This is a genomic window from Flavobacterium coralii (genome assembly GCF_019891545.1).
GTDB classification, from domain to species: domain Bacteria; phylum Bacteroidota; class Bacteroidia; order Flavobacteriales; family Flavobacteriaceae; genus Flavobacterium; species Flavobacterium coralii.
In genome coordinates this window covers 15,639-32,827 of sequence record NZ_JAHDIU010000012.1, presented here as the reverse complement: position 1 = coordinate 32,827, position 17,189 = coordinate 15,639, and the positions used below count along the sequence as shown (strand labels likewise).

The 17,189-nt window shown below is 38.6% G+C and carries 15 protein-coding genes; 11 read left to right on the top strand and 4 right to left on the bottom strand.

From position 1 onward, the window contains the following. Nucleotides 1–112: 112 nt before the first annotated feature. The 3 genes from KJK34_RS14185 to KJK34_RS14175 all read left to right on the top strand — a co-directional run bounded on the left by KJK34_RS14185 (nt 113) and on the right by KJK34_RS14175 (nt 3,436). Nucleotides 113–1,075 carry a GNAT family N-acetyltransferase gene (locus KJK34_RS14185; protein WP_223054556.1) on the top strand — a complete coding sequence of 321 codons (963 nt, stop codon included), beginning with the start codon at nt 113–115 and terminating at the stop codon, nt 1,073–1,075. A gap of 122 nt (nt 1,076–1,197) precedes the next feature. Further along, nucleotides 1,198–2,679 carry an oligosaccharide flippase family protein gene (locus tag KJK34_RS14180; protein ID WP_223054555.1) on the top strand — a complete coding sequence of 494 codons (1,482 nt, stop codon included), beginning with the start codon at nt 1,198–1,200 and terminating at the stop codon, nt 2,677–2,679. Then, nucleotides 2,672–3,436: an acyltransferase gene (locus KJK34_RS14175; RefSeq protein WP_223054554.1), complete on the top strand. Its 765-nt coding sequence runs from the start codon at nt 2,672–2,674 to the stop codon at nt 3,434–3,436. The genes KJK34_RS14180 and KJK34_RS14175 overlap by 8 nt, the downstream gene beginning before the upstream one ends. 11 nt (nt 3,437–3,447) lie before the next feature. Here KJK34_RS14175 and KJK34_RS14170 read toward each other — a convergent pair whose 3' ends face one another. Next, nucleotides 3,448–4,590, bottom strand: coding sequence for a glycosyltransferase (locus tag KJK34_RS14170; protein WP_223054553.1), 1,143 nt, complete (start codon nt 4,588–4,590; stop codon nt 3,448–3,450). A gap of 47 nt (nt 4,591–4,637) precedes the next feature. On the opposite strand from KJK34_RS14170, the gene KJK34_RS14165 reads away from it, so the two are divergent. Genes KJK34_RS14165 through KJK34_RS14155 form a run of 3 tightly spaced genes read left to right on the top strand, consistent with a single transcriptional unit; the run spans nt 4,638 to nt 6,947 of the window. Continuing rightward, complete coding sequence (locus KJK34_RS14165) at nt 4,638–5,459, top strand: glycosyltransferase family 2 protein (protein WP_223054552.1); 822 nt, start codon at nt 4,638–4,640, stop codon at nt 5,457–5,459. Continuing rightward, the gene (locus tag KJK34_RS14160) at nt 5,452–5,862 is read left to right on the top strand and encodes a sugar 3,4-ketoisomerase (RefSeq protein WP_223054551.1); all 411 of its coding nucleotides are present in this window, start codon (nt 5,452–5,454) and stop codon (nt 5,860–5,862) included. Before KJK34_RS14165 ends, KJK34_RS14160 begins: the two co-directional genes overlap by 8 nt. Next, nucleotides 5,859–6,947 (top strand): glycosyltransferase, encoded by a 1,089-nt coding sequence (locus KJK34_RS14155; protein ID WP_223054550.1) that lies wholly within the window; start codon nt 5,859–5,861, stop codon nt 6,945–6,947. The genes KJK34_RS14160 and KJK34_RS14155 overlap by 4 nt, the downstream gene beginning before the upstream one ends. Here KJK34_RS14155 and KJK34_RS14150 read toward each other — a convergent pair. After that, a complete protein-coding gene (locus KJK34_RS14150; protein WP_223054549.1) occupies nt 6,924–7,823 on the bottom strand; it encodes a glycosyltransferase family 2 protein in 900 nt (299 codons plus the stop codon). The genes KJK34_RS14155 and KJK34_RS14150 overlap by 24 nt on opposite strands. Nucleotides 7,824–7,902: 79 nt before the next feature. Here KJK34_RS14150 and KJK34_RS14145 point away from each other — a divergent pair, with 79 nt between their 5' ends. Beyond that, nucleotides 7,903–8,727 (top strand): 2OG-Fe(II) oxygenase, encoded by an 825-nt coding sequence (locus tag KJK34_RS14145; RefSeq protein ID WP_223054548.1) that lies wholly within the window; start codon nt 7,903–7,905, stop codon nt 8,725–8,727. Here KJK34_RS14145 and KJK34_RS14140 read toward each other — a convergent pair. Next, complete coding sequence (locus KJK34_RS14140; RefSeq protein WP_223054547.1) at nt 8,724–9,407, bottom strand: cell division ATP-binding protein FtsE; 684 nt, start codon at nt 9,405–9,407, stop codon at nt 8,724–8,726. The genes KJK34_RS14145 and KJK34_RS14140 overlap by 4 nt on opposite strands. A 176-nt stretch (nt 9,408–9,583) precedes the next feature. Here KJK34_RS14140 and KJK34_RS14135 point away from each other — a divergent pair, with 176 nt between their 5' ends. The 3 genes from KJK34_RS14135 (at nt 9,584) to KJK34_RS14125 (ending at nt 14,883) form a co-directional block, all read left to right on the top strand. Further along, complete coding sequence (locus KJK34_RS14135; protein WP_223054546.1) at nt 9,584–12,598, top strand: tetratricopeptide repeat protein; 3,015 nt, start codon at nt 9,584–9,586, stop codon at nt 12,596–12,598. A 27-nt stretch (nt 12,599–12,625) separates the two neighbouring features. Then, on the top strand, nt 12,626–14,368 hold the full coding sequence (locus KJK34_RS14130) for a porin family protein (RefSeq protein ID WP_223054545.1): 1,743 nt from the start codon (nt 12,626–12,628) through the stop codon (nt 14,366–14,368). A gap of 62 nt (nt 14,369–14,430) precedes the next feature. Beyond that, complete coding sequence (locus tag KJK34_RS14125) at nt 14,431–14,883, top strand: hypothetical protein (RefSeq protein WP_223054544.1); 453 nt, start codon at nt 14,431–14,433, stop codon at nt 14,881–14,883. On the opposite strand, the gene KJK34_RS14120 is transcribed toward KJK34_RS14125, so the two are convergent. After that, complete coding sequence (locus tag KJK34_RS14120) at nt 14,880–15,257, bottom strand: hypothetical protein (protein WP_223054543.1); 378 nt, start codon at nt 15,255–15,257, stop codon at nt 14,880–14,882. The two genes, KJK34_RS14125 and KJK34_RS14120, sit on opposite strands and share 4 nt — an antisense overlap. Nucleotides 15,258–15,474: 217 nt before the next feature. Here KJK34_RS14120 and asnB point away from each other — a divergent pair, with 217 nt between their 5' ends. Further along, entirely contained in the window at nt 15,475–17,100 is a 1,626-nt protein-coding gene (asnB, locus tag KJK34_RS14115; RefSeq protein WP_223054542.1) for an asparagine synthase B, read from the top strand. The last annotated feature ends 89 nt before the right edge of the window (nt 17,101–17,189 follow it).

Sequence of the window (17,189 nt, the reverse complement as noted above, 5' to 3'; positions counted from 1 at the left end):
AAAATTAGCAATTATTTACTAAAACCAAATTATTTGAAGAAAAACAACATAAAGCAATCAGGTTGAGTTATTAAAAGAAAAGGTATATTTTTACATCTTAAACTAAAGCTTAATGTATAGCATAGCGCAATACACCCCGACATATTACACGCAATGGAATGATTTTGTGGCCAACTCCAAGAATGGGACTTTTTTATTCCACCGTGATTATATGGAGTATCACAGCGACAGATTTACTGATTTCTCCTTGCTTGTGTTTGAAAAGAACAAACTTGTCGCCGTTTTACCCGCCAACAGGGTAGGGGATGTTGTATATTCTCATCAAGGGTTAACGTATGGGGGACTTGTTTATGGCTTTAATGCTAAACAGAGAGATGTAATTGCGATATACAGAGAACTGCTATTATGGCTTGATACTGCAGGGATCTCAAAATTACATTTAAAGCCTATACCGGCTATTTACCATAAATTACCGGCACAGGAACAGGAATATGTATTTTTTTTACTAAATGCCGTTTTAGAAAGGCGAGACGGGCTTTCTGTTATAGATTATGCTAAGAAGATACAGCCAACAAAATCAAGAAGGGAAGCTATTAAAAGAGGTGTAAAAAAGAATTTGAAAATTGTTGAAGAACCTGATTTTAAATTATTCTGGACTGAAATTTTAATGCCAAACCTTAAAAAGAAACATGATGTAAAGCCTGTGCACACTGTTGAGGAAATAGAATACCTTTATTCGAGATTCCCTGACAGTATAAAACATTACAATGTATATTTTGAAGGAAAGATAGTTGCAGGAACGACTATGTACCTTACAGATACAGTTGCACACCCGCAGTATATTTCGGGTCAGGAAGATAAAAATGCTTTGGGTAGCCTTGATTATCTTTATAATTATTTAATCGAAACATATTCAGGTAAAAACTATTTTGATTTCGGGCCTTCTACAGAATCAAATGGCAGAAAACTTAATGAAGGATTAATTTTTTGGAAAGAAACTTTTGGTGCTCGCACAATAATTCAGGATTTTTATAGTGTAGCAACAGATTCTTATAAGCTGCTTGATAACGTTTAATATAGATTAAATTGAAATTTATAAAGTCTATAACTGCTAATCCCGTATTTAAAGTTTCTTCGTTAAATGCTTTGAGTGTGCTGGTTAAAATACTGGGTAATATTTCCTAATATCATAAGGTTATGTCAGATAACAGTAAAGCATATCAAAGTATTCTGAAAGCCTCGGCCATATTTGGCTCTGTTCATGTAACCACGATGATTATTTCTGTTATAAGAACCAAAGTACTTGCTGTTTTAATAGGCGCTGGCGGTTATGGTATATTCGGACTTTTAACTTCTACTATAGAATTAGTGAGGCAAGCTACAGGGCTAAGTATAGAAACAAGCGGCGTTAAAAAAATAGCTGAATCAAACTCAGGCGATAAAAATGAACTATCAAGCCAGGTAAATTTATTACTTTACATAGCGCTTTTTACAGGTATTTTTGGTGCAATTATTACCACTCTTTTTGCCGGACAGCTTAGTGATCTCACATTCGGTAATCAGGAAAAATTTATTGCAATAGCTTTTGTTGCAGTGACGATAATTTTTAAACAACTAACTTCTGCTCAGTCTGCTGTTATGCAGGGGACTTCAAATTTAAAGTTACTGGCAAAATCAAATTTTATCGGTAATGCAGCATCACTAATAATAACCTTACCCATTTTTTATTTTTATGAAGTTGATGCTATAGTCCCGGCAATAATACTTACTTCAGTAATTAATTACTTTGTTTCAAATTTTTTTTTAAAAAAACTTAGTTTACAATCAGGAAAAATTCCTTTTCAGGAAGTCATCAAAAAAGGGAAAGAAATCTATATATTCGGCGCTATGCTATCATTAAGTGCATTTTTACCTGTATTGTCCAATTATTTTATTCAGGTATTTATCCGCTTAAATGATACTATTGAAACTGTAGGGCTATTTAATGCAGGACAACTTTTTGTAAATGCATATGTAGGAGTTATTTTCACAATAATGGCTACAGAATACTACCCTCGACTTGCAGCAATGAAGAAAAATTCTGTTCAGCAGGGTGAAGCTTTTAACCAGCAGGCGATTATATCAGTTTTAATTATTGTACCTGTTATTGTTGTATTTATGTTTTTTAAAGATCTGATAATAAAAGTACTTTTTTCAAGTGATTTTGCAGGTGTTGTCTCTCTGCTTGTTTGGGCTGTACCCGCTATGCTTTTTAAGGCAGTATCCTTGTCATTAGGTTATATTATCATTGCCCGTGCTGACTCTACTATATTTATAAAAACGGCGATAGTTTATAATTCCTTATATTTTATACTTTGCACCTCAGGTTTTTATCTTTATGGTTTAGAAGGTTTAGGTATAGGTTTCTGTATTTATTTTCTTTTACATTTAACTGGCAATTATTTAATAATAAAAAGTCGGTATGGTATAAATATTACAGATGAAATGCTGAAAGTTCTATTAAAAGGACTGGCAATTACAATACTAGGCTGCTTAATAAGTTCTGCAGATAAAAATATATACAGTTACTTAGCATTTGGTTTACTTTTTACAGTAACTGCTATTTACACAGTAAGAGGAATAACTAAAAGGGCAGGCTTAAAGGATATTTTCAAAAAAGTCAGTAAAGAAGATGAGTAAAAAGCAAAGTTATAGCAAGCATATTTACAGCAAAATAAAATTCTACCTTACGGTAAACTGGTATAAAACCCTGTATTTTAATTTTAAGAAGTTCCCTCTTGCAGTTGCTCTAAAACTTCCTGTTTTCTTTTACGGCCCGGTCAGGTTCCAGTCTCTGAGCGGTAATATAATTGTTAATGCTCCAATAGAAAGAGGAATGATTGGTTTTGGCCAGCCCTATGAAAAGAATACAGTTCATGCAGGAGTAGCCGAAGTAGCTATACGTGGTGAGGTTATCTTTAAAGGTCACATTCAATTTGGTAAAGACTATTTTTTTTATGTAGAAAAAAATGCTGTCGCAAAATTTGGCTATATGGCGTCTGTAGGTACAAGAGGTAAAGTTATTTGTATGCATAGTATTACCTTGGGAGACTATGCTCGCTTAGGTTCTGAATCACAAATTATAGATACAAATTTTCATTCTATGGCAGATACTGTTACAGGTGAAAAATATGCTATGACTGCACCTGTTATTATTGGTAACTATAATTATATTAGTAACAGGGTAACTATATTACAAGGGACAGTAACACCTGATTTTTGCACAATCGCCTCAAATAGTTTGTGTACTAAAGATTATTCTGCATTTGGTGAAAATATACTTATTGGTGGTGTACCTGCTAAACTACTCAGGAATAATATATCACGCGATTGGAAAAATGAGAAAGATCTTTTAGACAAATGGCTTAAAATAGATAATCTGTTTAAAGATTTTTAGTTTACGCTGTTCTATTTTAATCCCCATGCCTTTAAATATTGCTCTGCTATTTTAATATAACTATGCTCCCTTTCAATAAAACTGCGGGCATTTTTACTAATTTCTATAATCTTTTCTGGGTTTTCTATCAGGTAAGAAAGTTGATCAACAATTTGCTTTGCATCAGGCACTGCATTAATGGCAACCGTTTCTTTTAAGTTGTAGTGTTCTGTAAATTCAGTCTCGGCTCCTGTAAATACAACCTTACCTTTAGCCATTGCTTCCAGCGCATTATATCCCTGATCGTATCCATAAACCTGGTCGAGTAATATATGGGCACTGTCATAAAGTTTTATGTATTCTGCGTACGGAATATTTTCAGTAACAATTATCTCTACTTTATCGGCATATTTTACACTTATTATCTTTAGGGCTTCTTCAAAATATGCAATACCTTTTTTTAAGTAACTAAGCCTGTTTATGCCCAAAAAGATTATAATTTTTTCATTAATAACGGGTTCAATATATTTTAGCTTATCAGTATTAATTGGGTTGGGTATAAATTTAGTTGTAAATCCCATTTTACGCATGGGTAGCTCATAATCAAGATCGGATGTTATAAGCACATTGCTTAGTTGCAAAACATGCTCAAAAAGCCTTCTGTAACTTTCATTGGTATATTTAAGAGAATATTGAAAATACTTTTCAAGGCTTCTGTCATAAAGATAGGGCGATAGAACAGAATATTTTAATTTACCAGTTAAGTTGTAGTCTACAATAGGTGTTTCATCGCCACATATCAGCAGGCTTATCTGTTTATTATTTTGTAAAAGCTTATTGTAAAGTTTAATCTGGTAATGTGGGTAGGTTTCTAAAGCATCAGAATTAATAAGCTGAATGTGGTCAAAACCTCTTAATTCTGGTATTAGACGTTTAAAGTTTATTGCTATCTCAACTTTATGTAAATCAATACTTGTAAGTTTCCTGAAAGCATTTAATGATTTCGTTATAAATCGGTTCTTGGTAGTAAACTTAGGCGAAATATCATAATCAATACCATAGTTTTTAAAACCGTCTCCTGTGCCGAGTATATATACTTCGTGCCCAAGATTAGTAAGCCCTTCTTTAAGGGAATTGTGTAACCTGCTGTACTCGCCTATTAAAAGTATTTTCATTAACTGTACTGCTAAATCTTTTATATTTGTGTAAATATAAAAACATTTTGGCGGGAGAGTATACAAAAGAAGATATTGAAATTCTTATAGCCACAATGGACAGGCAGGATGATGGCTTCCTAAAATCCATGTTTCCGTTTACGGATTATCACGAATACAAATTACTAATAGTCAACCAAACTACAGAAGAAAATAAACTTCATATACAGCATAATAACATACGCGTTTTTAACGTATTTGAAAAGGGACTTTCAAAGAGCAGGAACCTTGCACTAAAAAATGCAAATGGTAAAATTTGTATTTTTACAGATGATGATGTTATTTTTAAAAAGAGCTTTACAGAGTCTGTCGCTAAAGCATTCAATGAGTTTCCTGACGCTGGGTTAATAAGCTTCATGACTGAAGATGAAAAAGGTCAGCCTTTTAAAAAGTATGCCGACAGCACTAAAAGAATAGTTAGTACAAAGGACTGCCTCAACATAATGTCGATTGAAATGGTTGTTAATCTTCAAAATGTAAAAAATACAGGATGCAGGTTTGACGAGCGTTTTGGTTTAGGGGCACAGTTTGGTATGGGGGAAGAAGCGATATATTTAAGTTGTCTTTTACAAAATAATCTTGAACTATACAGCTATCCTGAAACAATAGTTATTCATCCTAAGTTAAGCACACATACAAGCATATCAGTTAAAGATAAATATTATATACAAGGGGCTTTTTTCTCTAAACTGTTAGGGAGCAACTACATGTATTGGCTTTTGCTCAAAATTATGTATGAATTCAAGCAACATAGAATAAGATTAAATCAAATTATACCAGCAATTACTGCTGCTAAAAAAGGCAGGGCAGATTTTTTGAAATATGAATGAAAATAAAGTAGAGGATTGTAAGATAATTCAGCTTCCTAAAATAGAAGACCGCCGTGGTAATCTTTCGGTTATAGAAGGTGATATACTTCCATTTGATATTGAGAGGGTGTATTATTTATATGATGTGCCCGCAGGAGCTGAAAGGGGAGGTCACTCACATATTGAGCAGCTTGAATTTTTAATAGCACTAAGTGGTAGCTTCGAGGTTATCGTTAGTGATGGTAAAGAGGAAAAAACTTTTATGCTCAACAGGCCCGACAGGGGCTTACTTATCCCGACGGGTATTTGGCGTGAACTTAAAGATTTTTCATCGGGTGCTGTTTGCCTTGTTATAGCTTCTGATGTTTTTAAAGAAGAAGACTATATCAGGGATTTTGAGGAGTTCAGGCAGTCAAAGCTATGAAACTGCTTTACATCACAAATAAAATAGCAGGGGTAGGGGGCATTCAGCGGGTTCTGTCGGTAAAGGCGAGTTATTTGGCAGAATATTATGGTTATGATGTTACCATTCTGGCAACTAACCAATTTGATAACAGTAAGATTGAATATCCTTTAAGTCCAAAAATTAATACCATTACTATTAATCCTAAACGGTCTCTGTTGTTTTACTTTTTCTCGTATAAAAAGCTAATAAAGCAAGTTATAGCTATAGAAAAGCCGGATATAATCATAATGTGCGATAATGGTATAAAAAGTTTTTTGCTTCCTCTGTTAATAAAATATATACCATTGGTTTATGAAAGCCATACCACACAGTACAATGTTGCGAATGAAAACAAAGGGATAGCCCGCATATTTTATAGAATTGCAGCCAGGCTAATTCGCAAATTTGATGCTGTTGTGGCCTTAACTAAAACTGGGGCGGCAGAGCTTAATACATCTAATGCTCATGTTATTCCTAATCCGCTGTGGATAAACGCAGTTGAAGAATCTTCATTATCAGCAAAAAAACTTGTGGTACTTGGCAGGCATGATTACCAGAAAGGATTTGACAGGTTATTTGAAGCATGGAAAATCGTTTCAGCGAAGCATCCTGGCTGGGAATTGGAAATTTACGGAGAGGATAACCCTGATTATGATATTAAAGCTATGGCCGCCGCTTTGAGCCTTGACAGGATTATTTTTAAAAAGCCTGTACAGGATGTAGCTGTAGCTTATGCTGATGCTGCAATTAACCTGTTGCCATCGCGCTATGAGGGGTTTGGACTGGTTATAATAGAGGCCGCAGCATTTGGCGTACCTACAGTAGCCTTTGACTGTCCTGTTGGTCCCGGGGAAATTATTACCAACAATAAGGATGGCTTACTAATTCCTGATGGAGATATAAAAGCTTTTGCAGAAGCAATATGTATGCTTATAGAAGATCAGTCTTTAAGAAAAGAACTGGGAAAAGAAGCCATAGTCATGTCACAGCGTTATGCCATAGTGCCTGTTATGGGACAGTGGGACAGGCTGTTTAAGTCTTTAAAGCGAGCAGAGGTAACCTAAACGGTAAATATCGAGTACAAAAAGGCTGGGATTGTTTTTGAGTATCATCTTCCGCATTATCGGTTCCGTAAGTTTAAATCCGGCTTTTACAATTGCTGTTAGTCTGTACTTTTGCAGCAGTCTGTAGCTTTTCATCAATGGGTTTACCATGCCAATTTCAGGGAAGCTTTCCATAAGTTGCTTTTTTGTGGCAACAGAGTCGAGCGCTTTTTTAAAGAAAACTTCATTTTCTTCTATTCCCAAATGGTAGATTGGGTTATCAATTTGTATTACCGGAACCCCCGACCTGAAAAGACTGTAGCTGAACCATACATCGAGTCCGTAAAATTTACCTCTGCCATTAAAGTTATTTTCCATAAAAACATCCTTACGTAGCAGTATATTACCCGAAAAAACAAATCCATACGGATTTTGCTTTCTTACGTCAACCGGTTTTTCTTCGCGGCATCGGCCATACTTATAGCGTAAAATCCTGTTCTTTTCGGGTGGCTCGGGCGTATAAGCATAACCTCCAAAAACAGCAGGAGCACCTTCGGTAATATAAGGCAGATAATCTTTTATAAAAGTTTCTTTAACCGGTAATACATCCGCATCAAGGAAAAGCAGCATGTTATACTGTGCGGTTTCGGCAAGCAAACGGCGGGTGTATGTCCGCCCCATGTTACTGCTGTTTTCAATCAGCCTGCAGTTTTCCAGGCTGTTAATTATGCTGTTATCTAATGTGTATTCTTTATCAGAAAAGTCATCTGTGGCAATAATTTCATATAAAATACCCAATGCATCACATTGCTGCTTTACCTGCTTTACAAGCGTTACTACGTTATAGTTATATGTGGGTATCAGTACAGAGAGCATCCTTAGTTTTATACCCTGCAAAAGTAATAAAAGTAAAGCCTTAACTGTTTAAAAATACACAGCTATCCGTTATCTTTGGCAAAACATATATTTTCAGGTTATGAAAAGGCAGGACTATTCAGCAATTATATACCAAAATATTTTAGATAATAAACAAACGCTGAAGCAGCAATATGAAAGCAGCAAGAGCGGTATTGGGTATTTTTACCTTGATAACCTGTTGCCTGAAGAACTTGCTTTAGAGATATATAATGCATTTCCTGAAGCTAAAGATATGGTATGGAAAAAATCCATACGCGAGGATAAATATGTTGCGGCGCAGATGAATTTGTACAACCCGCTGCTCGAAGAGATAATCTATGCCTTTCAGGATGCAAAAATAGTTGACCTTGTAGCCGAAATTTGCGGACTTAAAGGAGCTATACCCGATGAAAACCTGTATGCCGGCGGTATATCTATGATGGGGCACAAACAGTTTTTAAATCCTCACTTAGACAATTCACACGATAAAGACAGGAAGCTGTGGCGCATACTAAACCTGTTGTATTATGTGACACCGGAATGGGAAGAGTCGTATGGCGGTAACCTGGAGCTATGGCCTGATGGTTTGAAAAACCCTCAGATAACAATACACAGTAAATTTAACAGGCTTGCAGTAATGGCAACGCACAACAGGTCGTTACATTCGGTGTCGCCTGTTACACATAATGGCTACAGGTGCTGCGTATCTAATTATTACTTTTCGCAAAGCCCGGTGCACGATGATGATACCTTTCATGTAACATCATTCAGGGGCAGGCCCGAAAATAAGCTGACAGATAAAATACTACAGGCCGATGCATGGCTGCGCATGGGCATAAGGAAAATATTTAAAAAGGGAATTGTAGAAAACCCTCATGTATATAAAAAGGATAAAAATGATTAAACTGTTTTCTGCACCACTTCAAAAAGCGAGCCGCTGTCGCATTTAAGGGTCTTGCTGGGGAATTTCATCAGCAGCGCATAATCATGCGTTGCCATAATTATGGTTTTACCGTTCTGGTTAATTTCTTTCAGCAACTGCATTACCTCTACACTGGTTTGCGGGTCAAGGTTTCCGGTAGGCTCATCGGCAAGTATAACCTCAGGGTCATTAAGCAGGGCGCGGGCTATGGCTACACGTTGCTGCTCGCCGCCTGATATCTGGTGCGGCATTTTGTGCACGGCATTCTTCATACCAACCTTGTCAAGCACCTCGTTTATCTTCACATCCATTTCACGCTTTTCGCTCCATCCGGTGGCTTTTAGCACAAACAGCAGGTTGTCGTAAACAGACCTGTCGGGTAACAACTTAAAATCCTGGAAAACAATACCTATTTTCCTGCGGAGGTAAGGTATATGCTTATCGCGCAGCTTGGCAAGGTCATAATCTACAAAAGTGCCTTTGCCTGATTTAAGCGGAAGGTCGCCATACAGGGTTTTCATAAAGCTGCTTTTACCTGTACCCGTTTTTCCGATTATGTATAAAAACTCACCCGGATTTACCTCAAGGTTTACATTGGTAAGCACGGCATTATTACCCTGGTAAATGGTAACGTCATCAAGTTTCAGTACAGGTTGGTACATAAGGTATAGGTTTTTTAAGTTTGGTAAAAATACTAAGTATGCGGCTGTATTCAAAATTTTATTTTAACGCATTTTTCGTGCGGCTGCTATTGCTAAAATCATACTAAAAGCCACAAAACATCCGTTAAATACCATTAAGAATTGATATATTTGGCTATCCTAATAAAACAAGAAATATGCGCAAGATAAACAGGCTGCTTCTTTTTGCGGTGCCGCTAATGGGCATGAGCCTCTCGGCACAGCAATCTACCATTTACACACACGAACTTCAGGAATTTGAAAAAGGCGTAGACCTTTACAATCAGCAACAATATCAGGCCGCACAGATACTTTTTGAAAAAGCACAAAAAGAGTCGGCAGATACAGAGGTACAGGCAGACTGTGCCTATTACATAGCCAATTGTGCCATACGCCTTAACCAGATGAATGCCGATGTGCTTATGGAAGATTTTGTGGAAGATTACCCCACAAGCCCTAAGCAAAACCAGGCTTATGTTGAGGTGGCAAGCTATTACTTCGGGCAGGGGCAATATGCACAGGCTTTAAAGTGGTATGACAGGGTAGAGGAAAGCACCATGAGCAATGCCGACAGGGAACGCTATAACTTCCAGAAAGGCTACAGCTACTTTAGCGCAGGCGACAAAAAGCAGGCTGAAAAGTATCTTAATAAAGTGGTTAACAGCAAAGAGTATGGCTCTCAGGCAAAATATTATCTGGGCTATATTGCTTATGAAGGTGATAACTATAAACAGGCTACCCAGTACTTTGAGCAGGTGGAAGACCAGGACAGGTATAAAGAAAAGATGTCCTATTTTCAGGCCGATATGAACTTTAAGCTGGGTAACTTCCAGAAAGCGATAGAGCTTGGTGAGCCGCAACTGGCAAAGAGCAATGCACAGGAGCGAAGCGAGCTAAACAAGATTATCGGAGAAAGCTACTTTAACCTGAAACAATATGACAAGGCAATACCTTACCTAAAAGAATATAAAGGTAAAAAGGGCCGCTGGAACAATACCGACTTTTACCAGTTAGGCTACGCTTATTACAAGCAGGGCGATTATGAAAACGCCATTGCTGAATTCAATAAAATAGTGGGCGGTAACGATGGTGTTGCACAAAATGCCTATTACCATTTGGGCGAAAGCTATTTAAAAACCGGCAAAAAACAGGAAGCGCTTAATGCATTTAAGAATGCATCTGAAATGGACTTTGATGCCAAAATTCAGGAGGATGCCTACCTTAACTATGCTAAGCTTAGTTATGAAATAGGTAACCCGTACCAAAGTGTGCCCGAGGTACTCAACGCTTTCCTTACAAAATACCCGCAAACGCCGTTTAAGCAGGAAATACAAAATTTGCTCATTAGTTCTTATATCACCTCTAAGAATTATACAGAAGCACTTTCATTGCTTGAAAAGAACAAATCGCCCGAAAACAGGCTTGCTTACCAGAAGGTAGCTTTTTACAGGGGTATGGAGCTTTATACAGATGGCAATTATCAGCAGGCACTTGCTTTATTCAGGAAATCTATAGCAGAGCAGCGTGATGCCCGCTTTACCGCCCGTGCAACGTTTTGGAAAGGCGAAACAGAATATGTTTTAGACCAGTTTAGCGAAGCACTGCTTAGCTTTAAGCAGTTCCAGCAGTTTAGCGAGGCTAAAACAACGCCCGAGTACAAGAATATCAATTATAACATAGCCTACACTTATTTTAAACTGAAAGAGTATGAGCAGGCTGCACAGTTCTTCCAGTCGTATATAGATACAGCCAAGAACGACAACACAAGGCTGAATGATGCCTACCTGCGCCTGGGCGACAGCCACTTTGTTTCGGCTAAATACTGGCCTGCAATGGAGGCTTACAACAAAGCCATAGAGATGAAAGGAATTGATGCCGATTATGCGCTGTACCAAAAGGCGATAAGCTACGGCTTTGTTGACAGGAACGAAAAGAAGATAGACGACCTTACCAAATTCATACAGTCGTACCCGAAATCGAAATTTGCGGACGATGCGTTGTACGAACTGGGTAATACCTATGTTGCCGAAAATAATACTACCAAAGCACTGCAAACGTATGACAGGCTTATTGCAGATTATAAGGGCAGCTCTTATGTGAGCAAGGCAATAATGAGGCAGGCGCTTATTTATTATAATGCCGAACAGGATGCTAAGGCACTTGACAAGTTTAAAAAAGTAGTAGCCGAATTCCCTAATACGCCTGAGGCTATGGAGGCGGTATCTACCGCAAGGCTTATTTATGTTGACAGCGGGCGTACTGATGAATATGCGGCATGGGTTAAAACACTCGACTTTGTTGATGTAAGCGATTCTGACCTTGATAATACCGCTTTTGAAGCTGCCGAAAAGCAATACCTGCAAAACAACCTAAAGCAGGCAATATCGTCGCTTAACAGCTATCTGGCTAAGTTCCCTAACGGTATATCGGCACTTAAAGCACACTTCTACCTGGCGCAGGCATATTTTGCTGATGGGCTTGAGAAGAATGCTGTAGAGCATTATGAATATGTAATATCCAAATCAAGGAGCGAATATACAGAGCAGGCGCTGGCAAGGCTGTCTCAGATACACCTTAAGGCAAACGATTATGCAAAGGCAATACCGGTGCTGAAAAGGCTCGAAACTGAGGCTGAGTTCCCGCAGAACGTAACCTTTGCGCAAAGCAACCTTATGAAGAGCTACTATGAGCAGAAAGACTATTCCAATGCAGTAGCCTATGCCGATAAGGTAATGGCAAACAACAAGATTGAAGACAGGATAAAAAGCGACGCGCAGATTATAATTGCACGTTCTGCCATAAAAACCAATAATGAAGAAAAAGCAAAGGCGGCTTATGCCAAACTGCTTACCATAGCCAAAGGTGAACTGGCTGCCGAAGCGCTTTATTATGACGCTTATTTTAAAAATAAAGAAGGCAAGTTTGAAGCTTCTAACGCATCGGTACAAAAGCTTTCTAAAGATTATTCGGGATATAAGTACTTCGGTGCCAAGAGCCTTATTGTAATGGCCAAAAACTTTTACAGCATGAAAGACAGCTTCCAGGCTACCTACATACTGGAGAGTGTTATAAAGAACTTTACCGATTATCCGGATGTAGTAGAGGAGGCACAGAAAGAGCTTGATGCCATTAAAGCCGAAGAGGCCAAACGCAACTCATCTGTTCAGAATTAGTTTTAATATAAGCCATCTAAATTAACCATGAAGATATCATTTCAATATACATTAGCCATAGCACTTGTACTTGGCGCCGCAGGCGGGGCATTTGCACAAAAGAAAGATGAAAACATAGGTACAGAGGTTGTAAACGTGGTAAAGCCATATACGCCTACAGTATCGGATGCCTTTAAGGTAAAAGAAACACCTGTAATAGAAGATGAAGAGAACACCCAGAAAGAGCAGATAGAATATAATATCTTTTCTTTTCCGGTAGCTTCTACCTTTACCCCTGCAAAGGGCAGGGCAGCAGGTGTAGAGCCTCAAAAACGTGACAAACTTTATAATAATTATGCTACACTGGGTATTGGCAATTATGGTACCGTTAATGCCGAATTGTTTATAACTGAAAACATAGACCGTAACCAGTATGTTGGCGGTATGTTAAGGCACCTTAGCAGCCAGGGCGGTATAGACGGAGTGGTGCTCGATGATAAATACTATAACACCGCTGTAGATCTTACCTATGGCAACAGGCAAAAACGCTACAGTTGGAATGCCGATTTGGGATATGAAAACCGGGTGTATAACTGGTACGGGCTGCCCTATGAACTTCCGGATGAGGTTATTGCAGGCATAGATGAGCAACAGGCTTATAACACTATAACCGTGGGGGCTGATATCACTATGGAAGAAAGCCTGTTTTTTAGCGATGCTTCTATACAATACAAGCGTTTTTGGGATGGTTTTGATTCGGCAGAGAACCGTTTTATACTAAAGCCTGCTTTTGACCTTAGCGTGATGGAAGAGAAAATAAAGCTTGACCTTGTGATGGATTATGTAGGTACCACATTTGATAATGCCGCACTTCCGGAAGAGCGTACCTATAATTATTTTAACCTGGGGGCGCAGCCAAGCGTGCTTTTTCAGCGCGATGATTTTTCGGTAAGCCTGGGTGCGGGTTTGTTTTACAGTATGGGTAAGGCAAATGATGAAAATGATAATAAGTTTTTTGTGTACCCACAGGTTAAAGCTTCATATAAAGTAGTGGAAGGTATTGTTGTAGCCTATGCCGGTGCAGAGGGTACGCTTAAACAAAACTCATACGAACAGTTTTCAATCCAAAACCCTTTTGTGTCTCCAACACTTGAAATAGCGCCTACAAACCAGCAATATGATATTTACGTAGGGTTAAAAGGCAAGCTTGCAAGCAACGTGTCCTATAACATTAAGGGTTCTTACATGAATGAGGATGACAGGGCTTTCTTTATAAACAGCAACAGTACTTTTGATCCGACTATGAATCTTGAAGGTTTTCAATATGGCAATTCATTCGCCGTACTGTATGACAAGTTACGTACTATAAGCTTCTTCGGCGAATTGAAAGCTGATTTTTCAGATAAAGTATCTGCCGGAATAAATGCTTCTTATTTCAGCTATGATACAGACCAGCAGGAGGCATGGAACCTTCCGGAGCTAAAGGCTTCAGCCAACCTTGATGTGAAGATAACCGAGAAATGGTCTGCCGGTACTAACCTGTTTTTTGTGGGAGAAAGAAATGATGTTCTTTTTGTACCCACAACCGACCCATTAATTAATACACCTGATTTTATAACCTTAAAAAGCTTTTTCGACCTTAATGCCCATGTTGGGTATCAGTATAATGAAAGGCTTTCGGGATTCCTGAGGCTTAACAACATAGCGAACCAGGATTATGAAAGGTGGGTTAATTATCCTGTGCAGGGATTCCAGTTTATGGTAGGTGCCTCTTACAAATTTAATTTATAAAGACAATTGATAATATAATAAAAGCCTGCAGGTACAACCTGTAGGTTTTTTGTTTAACAGCCATGCAGCACTTAAAACAAAAAGTTATAGCCTACTACAGGCAGCAGGTACAGGATAAAGAAGATGCTTTTCGCGATATGATAGCAGCGTTGACCGAAGATGCCGCTAACGATGCCAAAGGCTCGGCTGGCGATAAGCACGAAACAGCCCTTTCTATGATGCATTTAGAGCAGGAAAAGCTCAATGCCAAATTAGGTGAGATACTTGCCCAAAAAGCTGTTCTCAGCAAACTGGATGCTGATGCCGTACATAAAAAAGTGGCGGCAGGCAGCTTGGTAAAAGCTAACGGAATGTATCTGTTTCTAAGCCTCGCGCTTCCTAAAATTACTGTTGAAGGTATTACGGTTATAGCACTTTCGCCCCAATCGCTTTTAGGAGCTAAACTTTTGGGAATGGAAGCCGGCGGCAGTTTCGAGATTAACGGCACAAAATATACTGTTGAAGATATTGTTTAAGAGAGTTCTTGTTTATTGTTAGCTGTTATTTTCAAGTTTTCAATCTTAGTGTCTAAGCCATTAAGCATGCCATAATAAAGAGCTAAAAATACAATTAGAGTTGTGATACGATCTGAGTAATCAAACTCATTTTCAATGTCTTTTTTAGGAGGTTTATACATCGCAATATTTTCCCGAATTGCAAGTTGATTTTTAGGATCGCTAAACTCTGGTCTCCCTAATTGTTCATAAAAACGGTTCAATGTTCTCAGCCGTTCGTTTTCGCTCATTAGTTCGTGATGTGAATCATATAATGGCATTACAATAAAAAGTATACCAGCTATCCCGCCTATCTGTAGTACAAACTTTAAAATGATAAGTATGTTTAACTTCATAATTCATTTTTATGATGTAAATATAGCTATCCTTTTAATATTATAATTTGTAATCAAAATATACCAATCAGTTTACCTATTGTTTATTAAAGTCGCGAAATATGATTTTTTAGCTTAAAAATGTAATCTAAATCAATATTATCGTTTTAAAATTTAAACTTCAATCGCATATTTGCTTTGTTGTATTAACAGCAGTAACCAGTAAAGCAAAGCAACCATGTGCGGAATTTTAGCAATAATAGGAAAAGGAAAAGACGAGGCATTAGTAAAACAACTCAGCAAAAGGATGTCGCATCGCGGCCCTGATGAGAGCGACCTTCATGTAACAGAAAAAGGACATATACTAAGCCACGAACGCCTGTCTATTATAGATGTTAATGGGGGCAGGCAACCCATACAGGGCAGCCAGAATGCATGGATGGTGCACAATGGCGAAATATACAACCATAAAGAACTGCGCGAAACGGTATTAAAACACCATACTTTCCGGACGCATTCTGATTCGGAGGTTATAGTGCACCTGTATGAGGAGTTTGGTTATAACTTTTGTAATATGCTCGATGGTATGTTTGCCTTTGTTGTGGTTAACGGAGATGATTTTATAGCAGGGCGCGATCCGCTTGGCATTAAGCCTCTGTATTATGGACTTGACGAAAGAGGACGCATATATTTCGCAAGCGAAATGAAAGCCATTGCCGACCAGTGCCAAACGTTCTCTACTTTTCCTCCGGGGCATTACTACACTCCGCAAACTGGGTTTGTAAAGTACTACAGGCCACAGTGGGAAGACGCTGCTAAAGCTGTTGAGGAGACTGATTATACAGCCATAAGGGAAACACTAACCGCCGCTGTAAAGAAAAGGCTGATGAGCGATGTGCCTGTGGGTGTATTGCTTTCTGGTGGGCTTGATTCATCATTAACATCAGCTATTGCAGCACGATTAATGAAGGAAAAAGGCGAAACGCTGCATTCATTTTCTATAGGCCTTACTGCTGATGCGCCCGATGTTGTGGCAGCACGCGAAGTAGCAGCATTTTTAGGCACGCAGCACCATGAAATATATTTCACGGTAGAAGAGGGTATAGCCATACTCGACAAGCTGATATGGCACTTAGAAACGTATGATGTAACCTCGGTAAGGGCAAGTACGCCAATGTACTTTCTGTCACAGGCAATTACACAAAAAGGCGTAAAAGTTGTGCTTTCCGGCGAAGGGGCCGATGAAATTTTCGGGGGCTACCTGTATTTCAGGAATGCGCCTTCGGCTGCCGATTTTCAGAAAGAAACCATAGAGCGGGTACAAAAACTCTTTACCGCCGATTTGCTGAGGGCAGATAAATCTACCATGGCACACGGGCTTGAGGCAAGAGTGCCGTTTCTTGATAAAGCTTTCTTAGAGCTTGCTGTTAAAATTACCCCGTCAGAAAAACAGCCACAGACCTACAGTGGAGTAGAAAAATATATACTTCGCAAAGCCTTTGATACACCACAACAGCCTTACCTGCCGGATAGTGTATTATGGAGGCAAAAAGAACAATTCAGCGATGGGGTAGGCTACAACTGGATAAACAGCCTTATAGATTATTGCGCCGATATGGTAACCGATGATGAGTTGGCTAATGCACAGGAACGTTTTCCGTACAACACCCCGGCAACTAAAGAGGCATATTACTACAGGTCGGTTTTTGCAAAGCATTACCCGCAGGTTAGTGCAGCACAAACTGTAAGGCGCTGGATACCCAAGTGGCAGGCCAACACCGACCCAAGTGGCAGGGCTAACGAAGCACACGTAAATGCGGACACTGACTTGTCATGCCCGGTAAAGATTAATATAGCAGTATAATTTCAGGTTTTTTGGAATTTAGTTTGTTTGTTTGTAGAGAAGCGCTCCCGCATGGGGGCGTTTTTTTATTTAGTTGTTTATTTTAATAA

What these genes read in the sequence shown, in the direction of transcription:
- KJK34_RS14185 (WP_223054556.1), top strand. Translation starts at nt 113, where the DNA reads ATGTATAGCATAGCGCAATACACCCCGACATATTACACGCAATGGAAT.
- KJK34_RS14180 (WP_223054555.1), top strand. Translation starts at nt 1,198, where the DNA reads ATGTCAGATAACAGTAAAGCATATCAAAGTATTCTGAAAGCCTCGGCC.
- KJK34_RS14175 (WP_223054554.1), top strand. Translation starts at nt 2,672, where the DNA reads ATGAGTAAAAAGCAAAGTTATAGCAAGCATATTTACAGCAAAATAAAA.
- KJK34_RS14170 (WP_223054553.1), bottom strand. Translation starts at nt 4,590, where the DNA reads ATGAAAATACTTTTAATAGGCGAGTACAGCAGGTTACACAATTCCCTT.
- KJK34_RS14160 (WP_223054551.1), top strand. Translation starts at nt 5,452, where the DNA reads ATGAATGAAAATAAAGTAGAGGATTGTAAGATAATTCAGCTTCCTAAA.
- KJK34_RS14155 (WP_223054550.1), top strand. Translation starts at nt 5,859, where the DNA reads ATGAAACTGCTTTACATCACAAATAAAATAGCAGGGGTAGGGGGCATT.
- KJK34_RS14145 (WP_223054548.1), top strand. Translation starts at nt 7,903, where the DNA reads ATGAAAAGGCAGGACTATTCAGCAATTATATACCAAAATATTTTAGAT.
- KJK34_RS14140 (WP_223054547.1), bottom strand. Translation starts at nt 9,407, where the DNA reads ATGTACCAACCTGTACTGAAACTTGATGACGTTACCATTTACCAGGGT.
- KJK34_RS14135 (WP_223054546.1), top strand. Translation starts at nt 9,584, where the DNA reads ATGCGCAAGATAAACAGGCTGCTTCTTTTTGCGGTGCCGCTAATGGGC.
- KJK34_RS14130 (WP_223054545.1), top strand. Translation starts at nt 12,626, where the DNA reads ATGAAGATATCATTTCAATATACATTAGCCATAGCACTTGTACTTGGC.
- KJK34_RS14125 (WP_223054544.1), top strand. Translation starts at nt 14,431, where the DNA reads ATGCAGCACTTAAAACAAAAAGTTATAGCCTACTACAGGCAGCAGGTA.
- KJK34_RS14120 (WP_223054543.1), bottom strand. Translation starts at nt 15,257, where the DNA reads ATGAAGTTAAACATACTTATCATTTTAAAGTTTGTACTACAGATAGGC.
- asnB (WP_223054542.1), top strand. Translation starts at nt 15,475, where the DNA reads ATGTGCGGAATTTTAGCAATAATAGGAAAAGGAAAAGACGAGGCATTA.